This is a genomic window from Thiosulfatihalobacter marinus (assembly GCF_016019955.1).
GTDB lineage: Bacteria > Pseudomonadota > Alphaproteobacteria > Rhodobacterales > Rhodobacteraceae > Shimia > Shimia marinus_A.
This window is the reverse complement of sequence record NZ_JAECRZ010000009.1, coordinates 18,472-41,643: the sequence shown is the minus strand read 5'-3', so window position 1 is coordinate 41,643 and position 23,172 is coordinate 18,472. Positions and strand designations below refer to the sequence as shown.

Here is a 23,172-nt window from a genome sequence, read left to right as displayed (position 1 = left end):
CTGACGGGTCCCGTCACTGCGCAGATGGTACTGGTCATGGAGAGCGATGGCTCTCTGACCCCGTCTCGCTCCCAGGACAGCTTTGCCCGCAACTACAATGACGGCATCGGACAGGGGTCCGCTTCAGATGAGCTGGCGATCCTCGGCGAGACTGACCTTGGGCCAGACGAAGTGCAGATGGCATCCCTAGCGCGGCCTGCTCCCCTGCCCCGCGCCGATGTTCTGGCGGCCATCGAGGCCACCGCGCTTCGCCACGCCGAGCATCCCGGGCTTCGGCGCACGGATCTCTCGGTTCGTGATTGGCTGACTCTCTACCGTGCCAATATCGAGGTCGAGAGCGCCTACCGGCAGGATGCGATTTCGAGCGCGGGCGCCATTGGCCTCGGGCAGTTGATGCCAGCAACCGCGCGCGATCTCGGTGTCGACCCACGTGATCCGCTTCAGAACCTCGACGGCTCCGCGCGCTACCTCGCGATGATGTTGGAGACGTTCGGCGATCCGCGCCTGGCACTCGCGGCCTACAACGCCGGACCGGATGCGGTCCGCCAGTATAGCGGCATCCCCCCCTACAGAGAAACCCAGAACCACGTGGCCCGAGTCATGGCTGTCGTGGCCCGATTGGAAGGATCAAATTCATGAAGCACATATCTAACCTGTTTATTGCGTCGCTCGCGCTCTTCCTGCTCGTCGCAGAGCCTGCGCTTGCTCAAAGCATCGATCTCTCCCCGATCCAGAGCTTGTTGCAGGGCATTGTCGATGCGCTGACCGGTCCGCTTGGCGTTGTCATCGCGACGCTGGCCGTGCTGGGCGTCTTCCTCAGCTGGTTCTTCAACATCATCGACCTGCGACAAGCACTCTGGGTGCTTGTCGGCATCGCTGGTGTCGCCGCCGCCCCCACGATCGTTGCCGCGGTCTTTGCCGGTGGCTGAGCGCTCGCCCCTCTTTCTCGGCCTCGTGCGCCCGCCCAAGCTCCTGGGCCTGCCCATCATGTATGCCATGGTCTGGCTCTTCGGCTCCGTGCTTCTCTTCGTCTGGGTCCAGCATATCGCGGTGCTGGCTGTCGCGGCCCTGCTCTACCCGGTGCTTTGGAAGGCCGCAGACTGGGATCCGCGCTTCATCGACGTGATGATGACGGCGCTGCAAGAGACGCCGCCCACGCGGAACCGCTCCATCCACGGCGGGGACAGCTATGCCCCGTGATGCTGCGCTCGATCCCCGCACGATGATGCCGGAGTGGTATGCGCGCGAGACCCGCCTCGCGCATATGCTGCCCTATGTGAGCTTAGTTGATGACCGCACCGTGCGGACGCGGGTCAACGAGCTATTTCAGTGCATCCGGCTCGATGGGGTCAACAGCTACACGACGGATGATGCATATCTCGACAAGGTGACCGCGCTCTTTGCCCGGATCATCGCGCAGTTGGGGCCGGAGTTCAGCTACTACGTCCACAAGGTCTCCAAGGCGATCACGCCGGACCTTGAGCCTGTGCGCGATGACAGTTTTGCCGAAGACGTCGACCGCCTGTGGCGCGCGAAACTCGAGACCAGCGGCCTGCGCGACAAGACCCTGACCCTCACGGTGATCCACCGCCCGCCGCCAAAAAGCTTTCTGCCCTTCCTGAACCGCAGCGCCCCGGATCGTCTCAAGGACGCAACCGAGAAGCGTCTACGTCGTCTAGGCGAGGCCGTAAGTGTGTTCCTGTCGGGCCTGACGGAGCTGAACCCGCGCGTCCTGTCATCCAAGAATGGCGAATTGGTCGGGTTTCTGGGCGCCCTCAACACTGGCCAGGAACTGCCACTCTATCCGGCCAATACCTACGGCTTCCTGTCCTTCAACGTGGCCAACACGCGAGTGACGTTTCAAGGCGACCACTTTGAGCTTTCCGAAGGCGTCGTGGGCCATCGCTACGGCAAGAGTTTCACCATCGGGGAATACTCCGAGGCCACCTCCTGCACCATGTTCGACATGCTGAACCTGCCCGTCGACATGATCGTCACGCATTCCTTCACGCCGATCAATTCGAACCTCATGGCGGGTCGCATCAAGCGGCAAAAGCGCCAGATGCAGGCCTCGCAGGACGCAGCCCTGTCGCTCATGGAAGCGCTCGACATCGCCGCCGATGATCTGGAGGCCAAGCGGCAGAGCTTCGGCGAGCACCACATGGTGGTGACAATCTTCTGCGATAGGCTGGATGAGTTGCAGACCCTCAGCGCCGAGATCGTCAACGCCGCCGCCGCCGAGGGCGTGAAGATGATCGGCGAGCGGGTCGCGGCCAAGGCACATTACCTCAGCCAGCATCCTGGCAACCAGCCCAAGCGTGTCCGCGCCAGTGCCATCACTAATCGCAACTTCGCGGATTTCGCGGCCTTCCACCGGACCCAACTCGGCAAACCCGCCACGAAAACCCCTTGGGGCCGCGTCATCACCTATCTGCCCACGCCCGAGCAGAGCGCCTATCGGTTTTCCTATCACGAGCAAGGCTCGCCCGACAAAGAACCCACCAGCGGGCATACGCTGATCATGGGACGACCCGGGTCAGGCAAATCGGTCCTCTCGGCCTTCCTCATGACGCAAGCCCGTCGAGCGGGGGCGCGGATCTTCGTCTTCGATTACCGTCTCGGTATGGAGATGGCGGTCCGCGCCAATGGCGGACGCTATGCGTCTTTGAAAGCTGGGCAACCTACTGGGCTCAACCCGCTTTGGACCGAAACAGATAGTCGCGGCACGGCCTGGCTCTCGGATTGGCTCGCCACCCTGCTCTACCGTGCCGACAAGCCGCTGACGCCTGCGCAGACCAACCGCATCCAGGAAGTCGTGCGCCAGAACGCCCAGGCCTCCAATCCTGCCCTCCGCAACTGGCGGGATTTTGCATCGCTTTTTGTCTCCACCGACGATGGCGGCGATCTGCACCAGCGCCTCCTCGAATGGACCGAAGAGGGCCGCTACGGCTGGATCTTCGGACAAACGCTGGAAGACACCTTCTCGCTCGAAGGCGATGTCGTTGGCTTCGATCTCACTGGCATTCTCGACAGCGAGGCCGAAAAGGAACGCATGGCCGTCCTCTCCTATCTCTTCCGCCGGGTCGAGCGCGAGATCGAAGACCGCCGCCCCACCATAATCGTGATCGACGAGGCCTGGAAGGCGCTCGACAACGCGTATTTCGCCGAGCGGCTGTCGAACTGGCTGGTGACCGCGCGCAAGCAGAACACCGTCGCGGTGATGATGACGCAATACGCGAGCCAGCTCGAACGCACCCGGACCGGCAAGACCATCGTCGAGGCGGTGCCGACGCAGATCCTGCTCCCGAACATCCGCGCCCATGCCGCCGACTACGCGATGCTGAACCTCTATGAGAAGGAACTCGATGTGCTTCTCAACACCGGCAGCGACAGCCGCCTTGCGCTCATCCGCGACGACCAGGGATCCATCGTCGTCGATGCCGATCTGAGCGCCCTCGGGCCAAATCTCACCATCCTCGGCGGCATGGAAAAAGGTGAAGCGCTCGTCGGCGCCGATTACCGCGACCGCCCTGATTTCTGGAGGCTATCATGACCCGTATCTTCTTGTTCTTTTCTGCGCTTGGTGTGTTGGCCTCCTGCGCCCAGTACCAGGAGCCACAGGCCAACTGCTTTACCTTCCTCGCCTCGACGGCACCCACAGCACCTGATTGCACCTTCACGCCCCTTGGCGCGCCGGAGGGCGGCATTGAAGTCTAAACTGCCCCATATCCTCGTGCTTTGCCTGCTGCCCGGCATCGCCCTTTCCCAAGGCGTGCCGACCGATGACAGCGGGCTGACCGCGCGCGATATCGTCGAGACCGGAGATCGCGAGACCGACCTTGCGATCCAGGCGGACAAGCTGTCCGTGCGCGAGCTCATTGCCGAGATCGAACGCGAGCAACTCGCAACCCTGCAGCGCATCCTCGATGCCCAGACCAGCTTCGGCGGTCAGGGCCTGCCGGCAATGGTCTCCGGGCTGGAAAGCGGCAGCGGCGATCCAGCCCGTTCCGTCGAAACGGTCTACGGCAATGCCGAGATCGACCCCAACCCCGGCGGCGCACAGATGTTCGGGGATGCCGCCGAAAATATCGAGCAGCTCATCATCCGCGTCGCCCAGGAGACCAGCGGGTATGCGGGCGTGGGCCGCGCGGGCCTTTCTCCAGTCCAATGGCGGGCTCTGCTGCAGGCGCTCATCTGGCAGGAAAGCCGTTTCACCATCGGTGCCCGCTCGCCGGTCGGGGCCTTCGGCCTCACCCAGATCATGCCCGGCACCGCCAGCGATCTCGGCATCAACCCAGAATATTATGACAGCCCCTATCTGCAGGTGCATGGCGGCGCGCGCTATCTCGCGACGCAGCTCAACACCTTCGACGGCAATATCATCAACGCGCTCGCGGCCTATAATGCCGGCCCCGGCCGTGTGTTCGAATATGGTGGGGTGCCGCCCTTTGCCGAGACCCAGCACTACGTCCAGGTCATCCCCGAACGCTACAATCTCTACCTGAGCCGCATCGGCGGGATCGAAGCGCTCGGCACGATCGACCCTGCTCTGCTGGCCAATGCCAACCTCTCGCTCACAGGTCATGGGGCGGCCTTTTATGGCAGCAACTCACCCGCCGCGATCGGACAGGCCGCCCTACGCATCGCGGACATCGTCGAACGGATTTCCGAAACCGAGGACGTGCAGGAAAGCATCGCACTCAACACCTATGCCCGCGCCGAACTCGTGCGCCTCGTGGCAGCCCGCATCCGGCTTCAGGCGGCACGCACCCGCGTCCTTTCTGCCGAGGAGCTGGCCCAGGCCAGCGCCCGCATGGCCGAGGGCGCGTTCATGGACTTCACAATCAGGGAGATAGACTGATGAGAGATTTACTCCTGAAGACGGCCTTGGCCACGACGCTCGGGATTGGCCTGCATCTTGGCACCCTTTCCCCCGCCCTCGCGCAAGGCGTTCCCGTCGTCGATACCCAGAACATCGCACAAAACATCCAGCAGCTCCGGCAGATGATCGAAGATGAGATCCTGCAAAACGAGCAGCTGACGCAGCTCCGTGAACAGCTTGCCACACTCACAGACCAACTCGCGGAGCTGCAAAGAACCTATGAAGCCCTGACCCGTCTTGCCGAGCTTCCCGAAATCATCCGGACGGAAATGGAAGACGAGTTGAACGGTCTGCTCGACCAGGAGTTCGGCGACATCCTCGCCACGATTGAGGCGATCAAGACGGGGGATTTCTCGGGCCTCTCGGGCTCCGGCGCAGGCGAGATCGAAACCCAGATGGATCGGGTGCTGGCCGATCTCGGATTTGACGATGATACGCTCTCGGAAATGGCCACCAGCGGCAATCCCGGGGCCAACCGGGTGGCGACGCAAGCCACGACCGGTGCGCTCGTCTCGGCCGCGGCACAGAACAGCTATGAGGATGCCGGCCAATCGCTGGAACGGGTCGATCGACTGGTCGGGCTGATCGACGACATGGACGAACTGAAGGAAAGCATCGATCTCAACACGCGGGTGACGGCGGAACTTGCCATCGCACTTGTCGCCATGTGGCAGCTCGAAGCCGTTCAGACCGTGGGCGACGGCACGGGCGGCGTGATCGATGCCGCCACCATCGCAGAGGAACAGCGCTTCATGGACTTTACGCTGCCGGACCTGCGCGCAGACTGATCAGGGGTTGTGACGGTTGGCGAGTGAACAGGAAATCATCGAAGAAGAGCTGGTCTATGGTGCCCTGCGCCGCGAGCGGCTCTGGCAGCGCCTTGGGCTCATAGGGCTCATCTTCGGCATTCTCGGATGCCTGAGCGCGGCGGCGGTCGCGATCCTCGATGTCGATCCGCCGCCTGTGGTCGTGCCCTATGATCCCGCCACCGGCTTTGCCCTGCCCGAAGCCTCGGTGGGCGCGACGTCGGTCACAGCCAACCAGGCCATCATCGAAGCGGAGGTCTTCCGCTACGTGACCGACCGAGAGGTCTACAACCAACTCGACAATGATCTGCGCATCCGCAGCGTCTTGCGCCGCTCGGACGGGGCTGCCGAGAGCGGGCTGCGTCAAATCTGGAACAGCGCCAACGAGAATTACCCGCCGACAGTCTACGGGCCGAACGCCCGGCTCGACGTGGAAATCCTCAGCATCAATCGGATCGGCACCAACCGCGCCACGGTCCGCCTGCGCAAGCGCCTGACATCCATCAATGGGGTCCAGACCGGTCTCTTCACCGCCACCCTTCTCTTCGAGTTCCGTCCCGAGACCCGCCGTTCCATCGACGAGGTCTGGACCAACCCCTTCGGCTTCACGGTGCTCGAATTTTCCATCCGCTCCGACAGATTGGAGAATTAGTTTGATCAGTAAGTTATTTGTTGCTGGCCTTTTTGCCCTTTTGCCGGTTCTCGCCTTTGCCGAAGCTATCCCCCGCGGCGGTCCCAACGACAACCGGGTACGCTTGGCCACCTACCAGGAAGGCCAGGTCTATCGTCTGAATGTCTCGCTCACCCATGTGACCACCATCGAGTTCGGGGAAGGCGAGAGCATCCGCTCGATCATCGCAGGCGACACGGAAGGCTTCGAGATCGACGGCGTTCCGGGCGGGCAGGCCTTCGCGATCAAGCCCGTCGCGCGCGGCGTCCATACCAATGTGACCGTCTATACCAGCCGCCGCAGCTACTATTTCAACGTCCAGGAGACGCGAAGCCCGACCTTTTACGTGGTGCAGTTCCGCTATCCCGAAGACAATGTACGGCCCACGCGTGCCATCGCGGCCCAAGCACCGAATTACAATTACGGTGCCAGCGCGCGCACCGAATTCACCCCGACCCGCGTCTGGGATGACGGGACCTTCACGTATTTCGAGTTCCCGCGGAACGCGCCGGTGCCCGCGATCTTCCGTTACGCGGGTGGCCGTGAGCGGACGGTCAACACGCAAGCGACCGAGGACGGCGTGATCCGGGTTTCAGGCGTGAACCGACAATGGGTGCTGCGGATCGGGGAGGAGGTGGTCTGCATCGAGGCCACACCACCTGCGGGGGTAGGCTCATGAGCGATACTGGAAACGCGGACTTCGAAAAACGACTCGCCGCCCTCGAGCAAGGCAAAGGCGCGAGCTCACCCCCTGCCGCACGGCGCTCGCCGCTGCTCGCACTGGTCGTCGTCCTCCTGATCGGTGCGGGTGGGGCATTGCTCTATCTCCTGTCCCAACCCGAGGAAGAGGAAGCCCTTCCCACGGCCACGCCGGACGTGTTCCAGAACGAAGGCGACGGGTTTGGCGCCATCGAAACCCTCCCCCCACCGGAGCCCGAAGTCGTTCTGGTCGCACCAGACCCGGTGGAACCGAACGCCGAGCTTTTGGCGCAACTCGCCGCCCTGCAGGCTCAGATCGAGGAATTGCGCAACGCGCCTGAACCCGTCGTCGAAGAAGATACCGCTGCCGCCGAAGCCATCGATGCACTGACCGCCCAGATCGCGGCCTTGCAGGCCGCGTCGGAAGCTGCACAACAGCAGTTTCGCGATGAACTCACGGCACGCGATCGCGAGCTGGAGCAACTCCGCATGGACCTCGAACTCGCGCAACTCGAAGCCAATCGCCCTGCCCCCGCGCCGTTGGGCCCATCTGAGGACGAGCTGCGCGCACGAGAAGAGGAACGCCTGCGCCGGGAAGAGGAGGCCAGACTGCTCGCGGAGCTTGAGCGCCGCGCGGCCGAAGAACGCGCGTTTCAGGATCGCCGCATCGCCTCGCCCACCATCGCCTTTGGCGGTACCTCGGGCGCAAATGAGACGGCACTGACCGAACGCACCTTTGGCGAAGTGACGGATTTTGTGCTGAACGGTGCGCTGCCCACTTCGGTGACGCAGGCAGAAGTCATCGCCAACCCGTCCAACACCATCATCCAGGGCACGATGATCCAGGCCGTCATGGAAACCGCCCTCGACAGCTCCCTGCCCGGCCAGACCCGGGCCGTTGTCTCCGAGGACGTATTCAGTTTCGATGGCTCCCGTCTCCTGATCCCGCGCGGGTCCCGCCTGATCGGGCGCTATCGTTCGGGCATCGACATCGCGCAGCGCCGGGTCACGATCGCCTGGGATCGGATCATCCTGCCTAACAATCAAACCATCCAGATCAGTTCCTTCGGGGGCGATGAACTGGGCCGCTCCGGCGTGACCGGCTTTGTTGACACGCGCTTTGATGAGCGCTTTGGCTCGGCCGCACTGATTTCGCTGATCTCCGCAGCGCCAAGCGCCGCTGCCGCAAATGTGCAGGACGAGACCGCCGCGGACGTGCTGGAAGACGTGGGCGATGATCTTGCCGATGCCACGGACAGCGTGGTTGGCGATTACCTTTCGATCGGCCCCGTTATCTATGTCGACCAGGGCGCCCGCGTCACCGTGATGGTCGACCGCGATCTGGAGATATTCTGAGCCCATGTCGCTGAGTTATCTCCAGACCTCGCTTGATCGGATCGACGCCGCCGCCCGCGACAATGTCATCGAGATCTGCATCAACCCCGATGGCAGTTGCTGGGGAGAATTCCAGGGCGATCACTTCATGCGAAAGCTGGACCAGACGCTGACCGCAACAGAAGTTAGAGACCTCGGCAACCAGATCGCTTCCTCCGCCAACACAACGATGAGCAAAGACCGCCCGATCGTCTCGGTCTCGATCACCTACAAGGGGCGACCGATCCGCGCACAGGTCATCACCCCGCCCGCCGTGCTTGCGGCCATGTCGATCAGCCTACGGTTCTTTTCCAGCTTGCCGCTCGACGGGATCGCACTCGACTTTCTCTATGGCAAGGAACGCAAGCTTGAAGAACTCCGCCTCGAGAAAACCCGCGAACTCCGCGAGGTCGTGGCGGCGGGTGTGATCGACGATGCGCTGGCCTTTTGCGTCGACAACAAGCTCAACATGATTGTCTCGGGGGGCACCTCAACCGGCAAGACCGTCGCCGCGCGCAAGATCCTCTCGCACGTGCCTGCCGAGGAACGCATCGTCACTATCGAAGAAGCCGCCGAGCTTCTACCGACCCAGCCAAATGCCGTGACGCTCATCGCCAATCGCGACGCGGAGTTCCAGACCGCCGATGTGCTGCTCACCGCAACACTGCGCATGCGCCCCGACCGGATCATCCTCGGCGAGGTGCGCGGCAACGAGGCCATGACCTTCCTCGAGGCGATCAACACAGGCCATGGCGGGTCAATGACCACGCTACACGCCGAAACCCCGCAACTTGCCGTGCAGCGCCTCGCAATCGCCGCGCTCAAAACCGAGATTCCGATGACCTACACCGACATGATCAAGTACATCGAGAACTCCATCGACGTGATCATCCAGGCCGGTCGCCACGACGGCAAACGCGGCATCACCGAATTCTATCTTCCCGGCGCAACCCAGATCGGAGCTTCCCAATGAAGACCTTTGAGTACGACATTCTGTTTTTCCAGGTGAAGAAACAAAAGGACTACGACGCGATGCGAAGCGCCTTGAATGAGCGCGGCGCAAAGGGATGGGAAGTCATTACAGCTGAAGCCGGTGACTACGGCTATACCACGTTCTTGAAGCGTGAATCTTTGGCGGCGAAGGTGGCTTCAGAATGATGCGGATCGTTGCGTCAGCAGGCCTGCTCGTCGTTCTCTGCGCAACCGCTGGCGTTGCTGAACGGAACCTGATTCCAACGCTCGATAACCAGCCAGATGTCTGTCCCGACCAGCCTCCAGAGCCGCAGTGGATGCAAGACATCGCTGTACGCGAGTCCCACAAGCGGCTCCTGATCCAACAGATCTATCGGGCGCAGAGCATGCAACGCATCGTTGAAGCCCAAAGCTGTGAATGTCCAACGCGGTATCCGACTTGGGAGGCAGCTGAAGGCGTCTACTTCGAGCATTTCGCCGCATCTGAATACTGGGACATCGTGGAAGCGACGTCAGAATACCGACGGCAGGCAAATGAGATTCGACGCGAAGCCATGCAAATCTGCGAAGCTGCTGGAAATTGGTAGGGTTCTATGAGTGTCGTCACCTACTTCGTAGAAACGGCTGAAGGCTATCTCAATACCGCTGCCGAGACGCAATTTGGCGCGGTCGCCGCAACAGTCGGAACGATGCTCGTACTCGGCACCACACTCGTTGTCATTCTGGTTTTCATCAACACGATCTACCAGTATCGCGCTATGGACGGGCGCACGGCCTTCTGGCTCGCCGTGAAAGTCGGGCTGATAGGTGTCTTTGCAACGAACTGGGTGCAGTTCAACATCCTTGCCGCGTCGATCCTGAACGGGATCGATAGCATTGCCGGGTCGCTCGTGGCCTCCGTCGGCGGCGGGTCACCTGGCCCATCTGGCACCTTTGCAGAGGAGTTCGATGACCTGATCGCGGCGCTCGGGGACTACCTGAATGCTGCGGGATCTGAACTGAACTGGATGGCCGGTGCCCTGTTGGACACCCTTGGGGTTTTGCTGCTCTCGATCCTCGGTGGCTTGGCTGCGTTCATCGTCGTTGCGTCCAGGCTCATGATCGCTCTGCTAATTGGGATTGCACCGATCATGATCTTCCTAACCCTCTTTGAAGTGACCAAGGATTATTTCGCGCGCTGGCTTTCGGCGCTGATTTCCTTTGCGATGTACCCGATTGTTGTTGCCGGCGTGTTCGCAACGATCACGGGTGTGTCGCGTGCCTTACTTGCCGAGCTCGGAGACCCGGAAGGCGCCTCCAATATCGGCGCGCTCATTCCGTTCTTCATGATGGTGCTGATGGCAAAGGGGTTCATCATAGCAACGCCCTTCCTGGTTCGGGCGATTTCGGGAAACATCATGATGCCAGCACTCTCAGCTGGCTTCGGAGGAAGCTATGCCTTTGCCCGAGGGCTTGCAGGCAGCCAACAGGTCTACAACCGCTACGCCATCGGAGGCGCCACCGGGGCCGAATACGCAGCTCTGCGCGCGCGTCAATTCTTTGGTGTGCAAGCGTTGCCAAGCCGACCCAATACTGCGGGCGGGCCAACCAAAGCCCCTCCCGGCGACGCGACCGGAACCGGCGCTCGGATGCTGGCGCAGCTTTCAAGGTTGGGTCGTCTCGGCAGACGGTGAACAGACTAGATGCGGACTTTTTTGCGCGACAGTTAAGCTCTGCAACTTAGCTCCTCCAAACGCACTAATCGCTACAACAGCGATAGGTTGCGCCGTTCAGCAACGGCAGTGCGGGAGATTGGCGGCCTTGTGCAAATGCAACTTGCGCTCGCAGACTGTAGAGAATGCTTCATTTTGGAGGTCAGGGCAGATTCTTAGGCTGTTTCAAATTCCTATAACCTTCTCAATTTCTTTACGTATGAAGGTCCTGCCAGAACCTGAGGCATTTTGGAATTCAGTTGAGGAGAAATCGATCTTTTTGGCCGGGCTCAGAATTTCTTCAAAGTAACCAGAGCTTATGTCCCTATTCTCAAACGCATCCGATGCTAGCTTTCGTAGAATGTCGAAAATGGCTTGCACACCTACGGTTCGAAAAATGTACGAGCCCTCATTCGCGTCTTCCCAAAAAACTCTGTCTGCCGCTTTTAGATAGTTTAGAACCATCTTGAAGATCACTGCGTCGTTACCTTCGATGTAAGCGCTTCTCAGGGGAGATTTGTCCTTTGGGCCTTGCAATAGAACATTTCTGGTATGGGCGTCGCCTTCTCGCATCAGATTGGCGTCTCGCTTCGGATTGCTCGAATAGAGCCTCATAATTCCGTCAACTGCAACGGCAGTCGAAATTCGCCATGTGGCTTCAGCGGCGATCTTCTCCAATCTCGAGTCCCGCTTCGGCGCGACCATGATGCGGCCTCGCAAGGGTGAGTCTGTGTCTGTTGCCAACTTTCGAGCAAAAAAGACGGCCAACTTGTCTGGCGTCCAATACTCCTCTGGTTCGTCAGAAACGTTATACCCGAACAGTTCAAACGTCAGACTGCGGTCTACCCGTTTTTGCGTGGAGTTAATGGTTGCAAAGATTTGGGCTTGCAGAGCTTTGGGCAGGTCAATGAAGATGGAACAAATCAGGTTCATGCTCCGCAGAGCTTCCGGATTAGCTTTTGCAAAAGAAAACAACCTGTGTTGACCATCAATCACCGCTGCAAGCTTTGCGTCCGATGGGATAGTTAGCTTGTGACAACCGTCATCAGATACCTGAACGGTCCATGCGCTAGAGACATCTTTGGACTCTTCGCCTTCCTCCTCCGCGATGTCTTCATTCTCGGTTTGATCGAATCCGGTCTCACGATCATAGTTAGCAGCAACTATGATTGAGTTTGGAAAGGCTGAATCTACACGGTTAATATAAGAAGCGATTTCGGACAGGCGTTTATCTTGTATCACCCGTTGTGTGCCTTCAAGCGAATAACCCACTCCGTCTGGATTAAGAGATGCGCTCATTCTGTCGCTTGCGCAGACACGAAGCAACATTTCAGCTGGGAGTACCGCAACATAAAAGCTACCCAGACGCTGGTCGACCCGCAATGCAGGAACTGTAAAAGGGAATTGAATATCCATTAGTCTACCTTGAATTCGCTCAGGTTTCCCTTCACCGCTCTGGTTGTGCTGCCACCTGAAGCGGCGTCGATGGGGGCGTTTTGATAGGTTAGTTCGTCACCGTTTGTGAACCACCAAAACCACACTGCAAAGATTCCAAACCAGACCGCAGCTCCGAGGGACCAGGCAGGATGAACCGGGTAAAATATCGTTATCAGAACCACGCCAAAAAACGAAACAAAGCAGGCAAGTAAAGAAAATGAGACCAGAACCTTGTCTGAATTACCGGTTGAGCTCAAAATGAGTTGGAGCGATGCTGAACCGATCAAAGCCGGGAAGAACGTGGATAACGCTGTGAGCAATCCTGAGTCATCCGCCGATTGTCCAAGCTGGCCCTTGATAATTTCTACCCAGATGCCGAGGCCACCTAAACATATGATCGCCAGAATGACGTAAAACACAAAGGGTACGTTCTTGAACGGTTGCCAAGTGCGGCGCCAGATCTCGCGACCTAGGTACTGCCAATCACCCAGTTGTTTAGGGTTCGTGTCTTTGCTACTCAAAGGGCTTCCCCTCGCTGATTGATGCGGCTCGGGATGAAACTGCTAAACGATACGAATGCTTCATCGAACTGTGGCATCGACACCAATATCGACGCATGCTCGACCTGAGTGCCGTGCAGCCTTGTTCAAAAATTCGCCAACTCTGTAATGTCGTCAAGTATCGTCTGATCGCCCTCTTCTCTGTGAATCAGGGAAAGCAGACCTTCCCGCCAGTCTTGTTTGCCGTCCGAGATCTCCCTTTTCATGATCTCAAGGCCGCCATTAGCATACTCTTCAAAACACAAGACACGCTCGGCTTCGTTCGAAGGAGCCAGCATCTTTGGATCGCTGTTTTCCTCGATTGCAATCATGCTCATGATGGTTCGATCAAAGTCACCTCTAAACACTTCGAGATCGATGGGCTCTGAGCTCTTCTGGAATGGCTTCCGATTTCCGCGCCGGAACCCCAAAGCAGCCGCGAAGACAAGGACATCCTTGAAGGTTGGGAAAATGCCTTCGTCTCGTAGCTCACTGAGCATTTCTTCGAACTCGGCGGGGCGTCTTACTCTAGTGGCCAAGATAGCCCTCCTCAATTTTTGTGAACTCAGGACCATCTGTACGTTTTACGTAGTCGGTGTCTTCTTCGCGCCCTTTAGACTTTGGAGCGTGGTAGACCAAGCTATACTCTTTTCCGATAAACGGACGACACTTGTCATCGACTTCCTTGCTCCATTGAGAGTTAGAAGCAAAAACAATCACTTGGTCTGCGAGATCAGGAATGTGCTGCGCAATTTTCTCACGGTATTCGCGATCCAAAGCGCCAAACGGTGAGTCCATGATCAAAGGATAAACACCGCCCTTGAAAAAGGTTGTTTTTGCTTTGTTGCGTTCCTTCGCGAGATTAACCAAACTTGCGATGAAACTCAGGCTGATGACTTGGTTTTCGCCCGTCGACTTCTCAGATACGGGTTGCTTTCCTACCCCCGGGACGTCTTTGAAGATTCTTAGGGTGTAGTCTCGATCAATCTCTGCATAGAAGTCTTTGCGAAGGATGCTCTGGAAGGTGTCATTTACCTTGGAAGACAAGTGATGGCGTGTCTCTTCAGCCAGGGCCTCATGCAGGTTGTCTACCAGACTCTTACAAGCTTCGGCAAACTCAAGCTTCTGTCTTGCCAAGTCCTCCTTTTGAGATTTGGATTGGACCTTCTCGATCTCTTTTTTAACTTTGGCCAGGTCGTCGTTCAGCAGTTCGATCGAATCTTTTGCTTTGGCGATTTTAAGACGTTCGTCGGCTTGAAGTTTTGTCAGCTCGTTCCGGCGCTCTTCCAGTCGTTTGACATCTTCTATGTCAGAAGACCCCAAGCTGCTGCTGATTTCGTCTAGCTCTTCAGTGATCGCTTTTAAACGCTTGTTGTAGTCGCTCTCTTTTGATGACCAAGTTGATAACTGTGCATACAGCCTAGTCCTCTCACGAGGCATTGCTCTTAGGTTGCTAACGACATCTGTGAAAGCGGCCTCAAGATCCTCTCCAGTAGCTTGGTCACGATAGCCTTCGATCGCTGCTCTTGCTTGCGTGCCCTCTGCTAGTTGAGTTCCACAAATGCACTTCGCATCGTGTAGCAAGTCGTCTATGAACGTCCGCCTGATCTTGTAAGGTAACTCACCCCTTTTGCGACAGTCTTCAAGAACATTGGAGACAGACGCCACTGTATCGCTTAGAAAAGCCAGTGCACCCGTCTGCGAGACCAGCTCCATTCTCTCTTGGCTGAGCTTCTCGAGTTCGCCTTCGATTGTACCTCTCTCGGCCTCCAGACTTCGTCTTTGCTCAGCCTTTGCCTTTACATCGGCAATCTTCTCGTAAGATGCATTGATGGCGTCTAATTCTGTTTGGAAACCCTTGCTGGATTTCGACGCCGTGTCCCGTTCTTGTTTCCGTTGATCTATCTCTGAGTTGATCCGAGACTCTTTTTCGAGGAGATCGCGGTAGTCAGCTGAAGCCGTTTCACTTGCTTCCTTCCGAAGATCCTTGATCACCAAACGACCAAGATGATCGCTTGCCCGGTCTATGATTTCTAAGCCCATCAAGGTCTTGATAGCATCTCGGATTTCGCCAGAAGCAGACACGTTAGCCAGTTTTTCGATGCGCTCGCCGTTGAAGAAGAAGTACGAGTGCATCTGCTCAGGTATCAATTGATTGATCCGGTTGGCAGGATTCTTTGCCGTTTCGTATTTGCCCCGATCATCGATCCAGGACAGGGTTGGAACAGACTTTCCAATTGGTTCGGCTTCCAGCGCTTCTCCTGTACGCTTGAATTCCTGCTTTCGGTGCACAGTGTAGGTGGAGCCTTCATGCTCAAACTCAAGTTCTAGGCTGAGCTCAGTCACCGCTCCAGGAGAGATTTCAGACAAAGCAAGTTCGTTGAGGATTGTTTGCTCGCCAGTATCAAAATCTGTCTTGCCGTATAGAACCCATTTGAAGGCGTTCAAAAGCGAGGTTTTACCAGACCCGTTTTCGCCATGAATGACTGTAATTCTCGATGTATCGTCAGAGAGGAATTCTAATTCACACTCACCATAAAACTGGCGGAAGTTCCTTATTTTTAGACGTAGTATTCTCACCGTTTTACCTCACGCTCGATGAGTTGCTTGATCCGCGCGGCAATCTCTTTCTCAACACTGCCGACGGCACCAAGGTTTCGATAACTCTGATATTCATGTTCAATGGATAGGATCTCATTGACGACTTTTCGAGCTTTCGGAGATGCAGCTTCAAGAACTTGTTTTGGAGACTTGTTGTGCTCGCTCATTCGTAATGCCTTTTCTAGAAGCTTCTGGATCACACGCGCTAATGGTCAAGGAGGTTAAGGTACTTCTTAATTTCTGTGATCGTAGATAGCGCTTCACCATGGTTTTCTGCAAGGGTAGCAAATTCATTGAACCTCACCAGTTCACGTTTCATCAGAGATCGCTCCACGTTGGATGGAGCCTGATCTGACAATTTTTCCAAATCTGGCACAACGATAAAGTCGTAGATGTAAGCACGGGTCTTCCCTTCAGACCGCCGTAGTACCCGACCCCGTCGTTGGACAAATTCCTTTGGGTTTGCAGATGAAGCCAAGATGTACGCAGTCCGTGTCATCGGTACATCAACACCTTCATCTAGGCATCGGATGGCCAGCAGCGCCTGTATGTCACCGGCCGCGAACTGCTTCAATAATATCGACCTTTCGTCGTTGTTCTCTTCCGAAGTGAACGGGCTCGCTCTTAGTCCGAGCTCGCCGCCTACCCTAGCAAGTGCTGTGTCGATGTATCGCTGCCCATCTTCCTTGCTGTCGCCGCAATATATCAGAGTATGAGAGACCTCTCCCTGCTGCTTGAGTAGCTTGATCAGCTCCGGCAGCTTGTTTCGCGCTTTTCCGATCAGGCGTGCCCGTTTGATCAACAAACGGTTTAGCTGTTCGCCTTTGTCGCTATCCGGCTTGGCTGCTTGGCCAAAAAGCCTACCGATCCGTACGGAGAGCTCTGCATACTCGTCTTGTTCGTCTTCGTCTAAGTGCACGAGGATCGGATAATAAAGATATCGGCAAAGGTGACCGCCGCTGATCGCCTTGTCTAAACCGTAGTCCAAAACGATCTCTCCGAAATACCTTTTGAGACCCTCGGTGCCTTCCTCATCCCCGTAGCGATCAGGTGTCGCCGTCAGTCCAAGTCTAAACGCTGCGCGCTCCGGGAGGGCCTGTAGGTTGGACGGCGCGCCCAAGTTATGCGCCTCATCGCCAACAAATAGGATGTTCCCATCAAAGGAGTTCAAGACCGACTGGAACGGTTTATCTGCCATAGACGCATTGACCGCGATGAGCATCACGTGCTGCGTTGCCTTTGATCGCAGTTCATTCAGGCGCCTCTGGCACTCCTCCATCCAGCGATTGACGCCTCCGTAGCACAAAATGGGTTCGAAGCCGAACTCTTCGGCTTCCCGGGCCCACTGTTCTGCGAGATGTTGATACGGAACCGTAACTACGATGCAAAGCTGGCCGTTCTTTTGAGCGACAAAATCGTTCAGCCGCGTCACAGCAGTTAACGCAGTCACGGTCTTGCCGGTTCCCGTTGCCATGTGGAGGATTCCGCGGCCATTGTTCTTGAACCATTTGCGGATTCCCTCTTCTTGGTAGTCCCGTAGACGCCCGTCGGTGAGGAAGTGTGCTGGCACACGAGGACAGCTTGATTTTTCTGGCGGGAACAAATCGTAGTGTCGGGAGCTATCCCTGGCCGCGCTGACAAACCGCTCAAGATCTGCTGAAGAAGGGTCAAACAGTGCTAGGTTTGGATCCAGTCCTCTCCACATTCTGTCGAAGGACGCAGCGATGTGGTTGTTCCGCTCCTGGCTCTCGCTTGACTTCCAATCACAAAAGACGCTGAAAGCTTCCCAATTGGTGCCGGCTCCACCGGTCAAATTATAAGATCCCTGGAAGCCGACCCGGTTTCCAAACTCATCCGTGAAGATGCCCTGTTTCGCATGCAGAATTCCGGACAGCCTATTCTTCGGAATGCCTACTTTGAAGGTCAACACCCCATCATGAAGTAGCCATCCGAGTGCCTCACGCGTATGCTGCGAAAGGTGCCCGTAGAGGTCTTCATATGACCGAGAAATGAGTTCTCGGATACGCTCATCTGAAAACTGACCTTCAACCTGTAGGCTCTTGAAGTCTTCCAAAGACATTTCGGGTGAAATCACCCACCTCGCTTTGCCACCGTTGAGTGCAAAAGTTGCCATGCCATGGGCTGCATCACGCATCCACGCACTGCTAAAGTATCCGACAGCAATGTCATATTTCTGCGCATGCTCGAGAACCGGATCGAAAAAATCTGCCACCGGTTCATGCTCGCTTGTGGTGACATAAAAAGGGAGTTTCAGGGTCTCAAAGGACATCAATTTATACCAAAGTCCCCAAGTATCATCCCAAGCATTTCTTCACCTTCGCCCGGCTCTTCCTCCTTACTTGCAAACAAGTGGTCGAGCCGGGTCAAATCAGGCGCATCACGCGAGACGAGAGCATCTCGCACCGCTTCAACGTCCAGCACCCCCATTTCTGCAACCTCTTTGACACGATCACGAATGGCTACGTATTTTGCCACCGCTTCGGGCAGCTCAGTCACTGAAACGATCTTTTCATCCACATCAAAGATTGTGCGATTTTTCAAGAAGCTCAGTAGTGGTCTGGTCTGAATCTCACCCCAAACGGGGCTCAAGAGTTCTGATAAAGCAAATGCGGTTCTGGGGCCATTCGCTAAAGCGATAGCGCAAGCCAAAATTAGGTCTGTTTGGCGTTCGTCTGGACCGATGGCTCTGCCTACTAAGTCAAAGCGACCACGGCCGACCGAAACCGCCTCAGGTGAATTCTCCAAACCAATTGATATCGATGTTGTAAGAACATCTCTTCGGCCTTCGAGTTCCTGGGCGATCTCTACCAAAGTCATTGATCGCTGCGCTTCTGTTAGTACGGACATGACTTCTTCGCCCAGGCCGCGGAACTCGGACTTGTTTTCATCAGATGCCACACCGATCATCAGACCTCGTTTGGTCACAAAGCGATCGTCATCCTGCACGATGCCAAGCAGCATGTAAGGTCCGAATGCTATCCCAAAGCGCTCTGTCTCGCCTTGAAACAGGTCGGAGAACAAGACTTTGGCGCTTATAAAACCACCCACACTTTCTAGGTGGGAAAGCGTGCGGTCTCGGATTTCTTGAAGATCACCATCTGTCAGGCTCAAGTTCTCGTAGAGGTCGTATGTTCCTCGTTCAACGATCAGGGCTTCTTCCATTCCAGAGAGCGTACTTCCGATATGATGAATGCTCTCATCTTTTGCGAAGACTTCGTGCATTCGGGCTCGGATTTCGTCGCAATGCATCGCGTGGCCCGCTTCGCGAAGTATGAGAATACACCGTACCGTGCTAGGCAAACGGGAAGCAGCTCTAACGAAGTCACCCTCGATTGAAGCCTCGAAGCGTGCTGACAACTCACCCATGATCTCCGAAAGTGGGTAGTCGGGCAGCGCTGCGGCAATTTCTGACAATCGGATCGGCAGTTTTTGCTCGCGTATCGCGGAGACGATCCGCTGCCGCAATGAGCCAGATAAGTCTTCCGGCTCATGGCTCATCAAGAGCAGGTCTTGTTCCTGAATCCAACCTGCTTCGGTTCGAACGCTTTCAGCGTCGAGGAACGATCTCATGTCGCCAAAGGCTAGATCGACCGCAAGACGCTCCTGCGCCGTAAGCAGATTGCTTACAGCACTTATCTGTTCGTCAGAGACAATTTTCCGGTTCTTGAAGAGCTTTTCCAACGACCCTTCTTGCTCCAGCGCGCCGATCAAAATTTTCTTTGTGCGTTTCGTCTCGAGCTTTTGCTTTGCTTTTTTCTCAATCTGACGAATACGCTCGCGCGTCACACCATAGTCGGAAGCGACTTGTTCAAGCGTTTCAGTCTGCCCTCTGTTTATGCCGTACCGCCGCTGAAGAACGTCTTGCTGCCGATCGTTGAGGGTCAAAATACATCCCTCAATGATTTCGGTCACCGTCAATTCTTCGACCGAAGCACGTTCGGAGGCCTTAATGTCTTCAGGCTTAATATTGCCAAGTTCGAATATGCTTGTGAGCGATGTATGGGAAACAAATTCGCCTTGCAGCAAACGTCTAAGATCGGGCGCGATCTCGCTACGCACACCGCAAAAACAGAGACGCGCCTCAATCATCTTGGTTACGATCTCGTCCAGCTGTTCGATGCTTTTTCGTCCGCAGCCTGGCAGCGATCGAATGCGCAACGCGGTCTCATTGTATGTCTTTAGGAAATCCACAAAGCTCTGCCGGTGCTCTACCTGGTCAATTTTGAGAAGGTTTGTGAGTCTTGTAGGCGGCGACCATTCAAAAAGTTCATCAGGATAGATCATTCCAGAGAAGAACACTTCAGCGGCCCTAAGTGCTCGTTGGAAGTCACCTTCTCCGCTTGGGACCGCTTTCTGGTCACCTTGAAGATCAGTTTTGCTCGGTACAAAACTGCGCATGATTAGGTCGAGTTCATCTGCCGACTTGCGCCCGAGGTTCGGCAGTTTCAAGAAAGCTTGCCGGGCATGTTCCGGCGCTTTCATGTACTCTCTTACGGTAGCAACTGGCAGACGATGCGAGTGTGCAGAGATCGCATTCAAGAGGCGAACGGAGCAATCGGCTTCACGTACGACATCGACGATGCTGTCTGCTGCGGTCTGCCGGCCCTGATCGAGTTTGCGCGCGAACTTCCTCACAAGGTCATCAAGTTCCGTTGCGGTCTTTTCGCCAGAGTTTTCGAGCTGCCGGAAAGCTTCTCGCGCAGCGTCAGGCGCTCGCATGTAGGCCGCGACCGTTTTTGCGGGCAACTCACCTTCGGCATTGCGCAACACATTAATAAGACGCGTTGACGCGAAACTCTGTATCGCCAGGTCCAGAAGACGTTCTTCTTCAGGATTATTTTGAGAAGCGGACCGAGCAGACTGATTTAGTCGACTGTTGGAGGTGTCTGCGGCTTGTTGTTTCGAAGGGATGCCCTGATGCGCCTCATCGAGGGCCAAGCCCAATTTCATGACCGTCAAGTCATCGTCAGAAGTCGCCTCAGCTGAATCAATGTGGCCCGCGTCCATCGCTTCGGGCGTCACTGCAAGCTCGGTGACATGGTCTAAAGTCAGGGAAGGACTTTCCAACACGAGCACGGCCGCCGGTTCGGGATCGCCTCCTAGTTCGGCTCCGATCACACCGATTTTGGCTTCGGATAATAAATTTCTTGAGACGTGCTGGGCATCGGACACGGCGAAGGGACTTTGTGCGCGGGTTGCGGCGCCAGGTGCCTTTGGCACAGTCTTCACCGTTTCGCCGCTCACGAGAGCTTTCAGCTTCTTGCCCAGTCTTGACAGCATGTTGCCTGCTTGCCCCCCAGTAACGTACTAAGAACAAGGTAAAATACCCTTTGATGCTCGTTCAATCTATCAAGTGCGGTGGTCAAATGCCACTTGTTCCGCAGTTCGCTGAGCTCTTTTGTACCGGTTGAGTCATTGCGCGCACTTCTCAACTGCTGGCTGCAATCGCCGGAACGCTCTAATCTAGGTCATCTCTAAGATCAAATTGCGGGGTCAACACTGCGAAGTCGCCCAATTTCAACACACGATGTGAGGTCTCTAAGCTTTCGGGGGCAATCAATAGCTCAACAGGATTCTGGAGCGACCACAGAATTCGATCGGTCGTCAGCTCTTCTTTTTTTGTGATCCAACGCGTGGAAACGACACGGCCACTCTGATCCGTGTAGTCGACTTTTGCTCCAGTCGTGATTGCCTTGCGGCCGACCTCGCCCATCACTGGTACTCCCTCAAATTGCCACCCATCAAGTAAGTCGTTATTGGTGAGAACTAGCGGTTGAATATGATGGACTTCCTCCGCCAACTGTTTTCCTGCAACTGAGACCAACCAGTTTTTGTTGGACTTTATGAACTCAGCAGCGGCAGCCGCTTGACGGCAGCCCCATTCGATTGTTTGGCGGCTGCGCCAATGATCGTAGCAAGTTATATTGGAGCCGATCAGTGCCTTTACTTCAACTACAAGAAGTAGGTCATTCTTCTTTAGCAGGAGGTCGACCTCTGTCGCAGTCTGACCTGCCACGCGCAGTCGCTTGTTCCGACCAATCAACTGCCAATCTGAGTCTTCGAACGACTTTGCTAAGAACTCCTCCCAAACATGGCCATAGGCATCCCCAACTTTTCCGCCCGAAAGCAATGCCTCTCTAACCTTGAGATTCCATAATCCTGGATCTCCATTGAGTAGCCAAAGTGTGTCATCTTCTGAGACGCTCAGGAATGGCCGACGTACAAGGTCGTGGTGGCTCTTTGTAGGAAGAGTGCTTGAGAGCGCTTTGATAGTTTCAGCTACCTGTTTTCCACCAACACTCGAAACAGCCGACTCAATCAGACTTGAGGGGATTGGAACGGATGTTCGTCGACGGAAAGATCTGGGAAAGGCCTTCTGTACGGCATCAGCCGCCATGCCAAACCAAGTCAGACACATTGAAGTAAGGTAGTATGTCGCATGATCCTGCTTTCTGGCGCGTGCCGATGCAACCACCAGAAGATCATCTTCTGCTTCCACTTGAGCAAGTCTGGCAGAGCTTTGACGTAGCAGGGATTCCATGTCGATCTGGCGAGGATTTTCGCCCACAAAACCAGCGTAGAATTCTAAGGCTTCTGTTAGTACCGAGGTTTCGGAGGCCTTCAACATTTCACGCACATACCGCTCATTGCGCGGTAGATGCATAACGCCAATGAGCTTGCGTCGAATAGCTAGGTTCAGCATCAAGCTTCGCTTTTTATCGGCGTATTCTAGGCGTGCTTCTATTGGTGAGCCTGTCTGAAGCTTCGAAACCACAAGATCACCATATGAAACAGAGTCCATAACCCAATCCAAGCTATTCACTTCAGAGGCGAGTTGAATAGCCTTGTAGAACCGTCGTATTGAGGACAAGCGCGTACTAGGTGAGAGCTTCCGGGCGCTAGGGTCGACGACTTTCCTAGAAGCGTAGTTGAGTGCTCTGAGTGCCGCGAAAAGTACGTCATCTGCGATTCCGTTCCGGTCGTGAATGCACTTCTCGTAATCCGCTACGGTTTGGTCTTCTTTGGGAGCACCGATAGTGAGCTTAGAGAAAAAGCGGTCTAGTGCTTTGTCGAATATTTGCAGAAGTTCTTCGATCGAGACCTTCGGAAAGTTGTTCAAGCAGCTTTTAAGCCGCGCCTCTGAGTGTTCCTTAGATTTTTGCCATGGCCCAATGAATGACAAATAGTTGGAGTACTCTGCGAGTTCTTCCGGGCTGAGAACTGTGGAAGCCACCGTCCTTACAATTTCGACTACAGGTTCATGTTCTGCTGCGTAGTTTTTAACAAGCAGTTTTTGTTCGCGAATTGCCTTAAGGAGGCTAAGTGTCGGTTGCGTTGCCAACGTGCGTTGGAAGCGTTGACTGTCACCCTCAGCAAGTGCTGAGCGCAGTTGTTTGACTGTCTTGTAAGTCTGCTTTCGCTCAGCATCCATGGAAGTTCGTAGCCTTTATTGCTATCCTACCTATACCTCTCGAAATTG

The 23,172-nt window shown here is 56.0% G+C and carries 22 protein-coding genes; 14 read left to right on the top strand and 8 right to left on the bottom strand.

The annotated features are described in order from the left end of the window. The first annotated feature begins 24 nt into the window (after positions 1-24). From I3253_RS13750 to I3253_RS13685, 14 genes are read left to right on the top strand one after another with little or no spacing between them, the layout of a single operon-like run. Positions 25-639: a lytic transglycosylase domain-containing protein gene (locus I3253_RS13750; RefSeq protein WP_055296410.1), complete on the top strand. Its 615-nt coding sequence runs from the start codon at positions 25-27 to the stop codon at positions 637-639. Next, positions 636-929 (top strand): TrbC/VirB2 family protein, encoded by a 294-nt coding sequence (locus tag I3253_RS13745; RefSeq protein WP_035252599.1) that lies wholly within the window; start codon positions 636-638, stop codon positions 927-929. Before I3253_RS13750 ends, I3253_RS13745 begins: the two co-directional genes overlap by 4 nt. Then, positions 922-1,200, top strand: a complete 279-nt coding sequence (locus tag I3253_RS13740) for a type IV secretion system protein VirB3 (RefSeq protein WP_009808059.1) — start codon at positions 922-924, stop codon at positions 1,198-1,200. The genes I3253_RS13745 and I3253_RS13740 overlap by 8 nt, the downstream gene beginning before the upstream one ends. Continuing rightward, positions 1,190-3,553: a VirB4 family type IV secretion/conjugal transfer ATPase gene (locus I3253_RS13735; RefSeq protein ID WP_197918510.1), complete on the top strand. Its 2,364-nt coding sequence runs from the start codon at positions 1,190-1,192 to the stop codon at positions 3,551-3,553. The genes I3253_RS13740 and I3253_RS13735 overlap by 11 nt, the downstream gene beginning before the upstream one ends. Then, positions 3,550-3,717, top strand: coding sequence for a hypothetical protein (locus tag I3253_RS13730; protein WP_197918508.1), 168 nt, complete (start codon positions 3,550-3,552; stop codon positions 3,715-3,717). Before I3253_RS13735 ends, I3253_RS13730 begins: the two co-directional genes overlap by 4 nt. After that, positions 3,707-4,861 carry a lytic transglycosylase domain-containing protein gene (locus I3253_RS13725; protein WP_197918506.1) on the top strand — a complete coding sequence of 385 codons (1,155 nt, stop codon included), beginning with the start codon at positions 3,707-3,709 and terminating at the stop codon, positions 4,859-4,861. Before I3253_RS13730 ends, I3253_RS13725 begins: the two co-directional genes overlap by 11 nt. Beyond that, a complete protein-coding gene (locus I3253_RS13720) occupies positions 4,861-5,670 on the top strand; it encodes a type IV secretion system protein (protein WP_197918503.1) in 810 nt (269 codons plus the stop codon). Before I3253_RS13725 ends, I3253_RS13720 begins: the two co-directional genes overlap by 1 nt. A 16-nt stretch (positions 5,671-5,686) precedes the next feature. After that, positions 5,687-6,340 (top strand): virB8 family protein, encoded by a 654-nt coding sequence (locus tag I3253_RS13715; RefSeq protein WP_055296259.1) that lies wholly within the window; start codon positions 5,687-5,689, stop codon positions 6,338-6,340. A gap of 1 nt (position 6,341) precedes the next feature. Then, on the top strand, positions 6,342-7,037 hold the full coding sequence (locus tag I3253_RS13710; RefSeq protein WP_197918501.1) for a TrbG/VirB9 family P-type conjugative transfer protein: 696 nt from the start codon (positions 6,342-6,344) through the stop codon (positions 7,035-7,037). Continuing rightward, a complete protein-coding gene (locus tag I3253_RS13705) occupies positions 7,034-8,413 on the top strand; it encodes a TrbI/VirB10 family protein (RefSeq protein WP_197918499.1) in 1,380 nt (459 codons plus the stop codon). The genes I3253_RS13710 and I3253_RS13705 overlap by 4 nt, the downstream gene beginning before the upstream one ends. Positions 8,414-8,417: 4 nt before the next feature. Continuing rightward, a complete protein-coding gene (locus tag I3253_RS13700; RefSeq protein WP_197918497.1) occupies positions 8,418-9,404 on the top strand; it encodes an ATPase, T2SS/T4P/T4SS family in 987 nt (328 codons plus the stop codon). Continuing rightward, on the top strand, positions 9,401-9,589 hold the full coding sequence (locus I3253_RS13695) for a hypothetical protein (RefSeq protein WP_197918495.1): 189 nt from the start codon (positions 9,401-9,403) through the stop codon (positions 9,587-9,589). Before I3253_RS13700 ends, I3253_RS13695 begins: the two co-directional genes overlap by 4 nt. Next, positions 9,586-9,990 (top strand): hypothetical protein, encoded by a 405-nt coding sequence (locus I3253_RS13690; protein ID WP_197918494.1) that lies wholly within the window; start codon positions 9,586-9,588, stop codon positions 9,988-9,990. Before I3253_RS13695 ends, I3253_RS13690 begins: the two co-directional genes overlap by 4 nt. Before the next feature lie 6 nt (positions 9,991-9,996). Further along, positions 9,997-11,076, top strand: coding sequence for a type IV secretion system protein (locus tag I3253_RS13685; RefSeq protein WP_197918493.1), 1,080 nt, complete (start codon positions 9,997-9,999; stop codon positions 11,074-11,076). 204 nt (positions 11,077-11,280) lie between these two features. Here the strand turns inward: I3253_RS13685 and I3253_RS13680 are convergent, their stop codons facing one another. The 8 genes from I3253_RS13680 to I3253_RS13645 all read right to left on the bottom strand — a co-directional run bounded on the left by I3253_RS13680 (position 11,281) and on the right by I3253_RS13645 (position 23,124). Further along, positions 11,281-12,510: a DNA phosphorothioation-associated DGQHR protein 1 gene (locus I3253_RS13680; RefSeq protein WP_197918491.1), complete on the bottom strand. Its 1,230-nt coding sequence runs from the start codon at positions 12,508-12,510 to the stop codon at positions 11,281-11,283. Beyond that, a complete protein-coding gene (locus I3253_RS13675; protein ID WP_197918489.1) occupies positions 12,510-13,052 on the bottom strand; it encodes a hypothetical protein in 543 nt (180 codons plus the stop codon). Before I3253_RS13675 ends, I3253_RS13680 begins: the two co-directional genes overlap by 1 nt. A 125-nt stretch (positions 13,053-13,177) precedes the next feature. Continuing rightward, positions 13,178-13,609, bottom strand: a complete 432-nt coding sequence (locus I3253_RS13670) for a DNA phosphorothioation-associated protein 4 (RefSeq protein WP_197918487.1) — start codon at positions 13,607-13,609, stop codon at positions 13,178-13,180. Further along, on the bottom strand, positions 13,599-15,650 hold the full coding sequence (locus I3253_RS13665; protein ID WP_197918485.1) for an AAA family ATPase: 2,052 nt from the start codon (positions 15,648-15,650) through the stop codon (positions 13,599-13,601). Before I3253_RS13665 ends, I3253_RS13670 begins: the two co-directional genes overlap by 11 nt. Then, complete coding sequence (locus I3253_RS13660; protein WP_197918482.1) at positions 15,647-15,838, bottom strand: hypothetical protein; 192 nt, start codon at positions 15,836-15,838, stop codon at positions 15,647-15,649. Before I3253_RS13660 ends, I3253_RS13665 begins: the two co-directional genes overlap by 4 nt. Positions 15,839-15,876: 38 nt before the next feature. Next, a complete protein-coding gene (locus tag I3253_RS13655; RefSeq protein WP_197918480.1) occupies positions 15,877-17,961 on the bottom strand; it encodes a DNA phosphorothioation system restriction enzyme in 2,085 nt (694 codons plus the stop codon). Then, the gene (locus tag I3253_RS13650) at positions 17,961-20,972 is read right to left on the bottom strand and encodes a sigma factor-like helix-turn-helix DNA-binding protein (protein ID WP_197918478.1); all 3,012 of its coding nucleotides are present in this window, start codon (positions 20,970-20,972) and stop codon (positions 17,961-17,963) included. Before I3253_RS13650 ends, I3253_RS13655 begins: the two co-directional genes overlap by 1 nt. A gap of 178 nt (positions 20,973-21,150) precedes the next feature. Next, positions 21,151-23,124: a hypothetical protein gene (locus I3253_RS13645; protein WP_197918475.1), complete on the bottom strand. Its 1,974-nt coding sequence runs from the start codon at positions 23,122-23,124 to the stop codon at positions 21,151-21,153. Between the last annotated feature and the right edge of the window lie 48 nt (positions 23,125-23,172).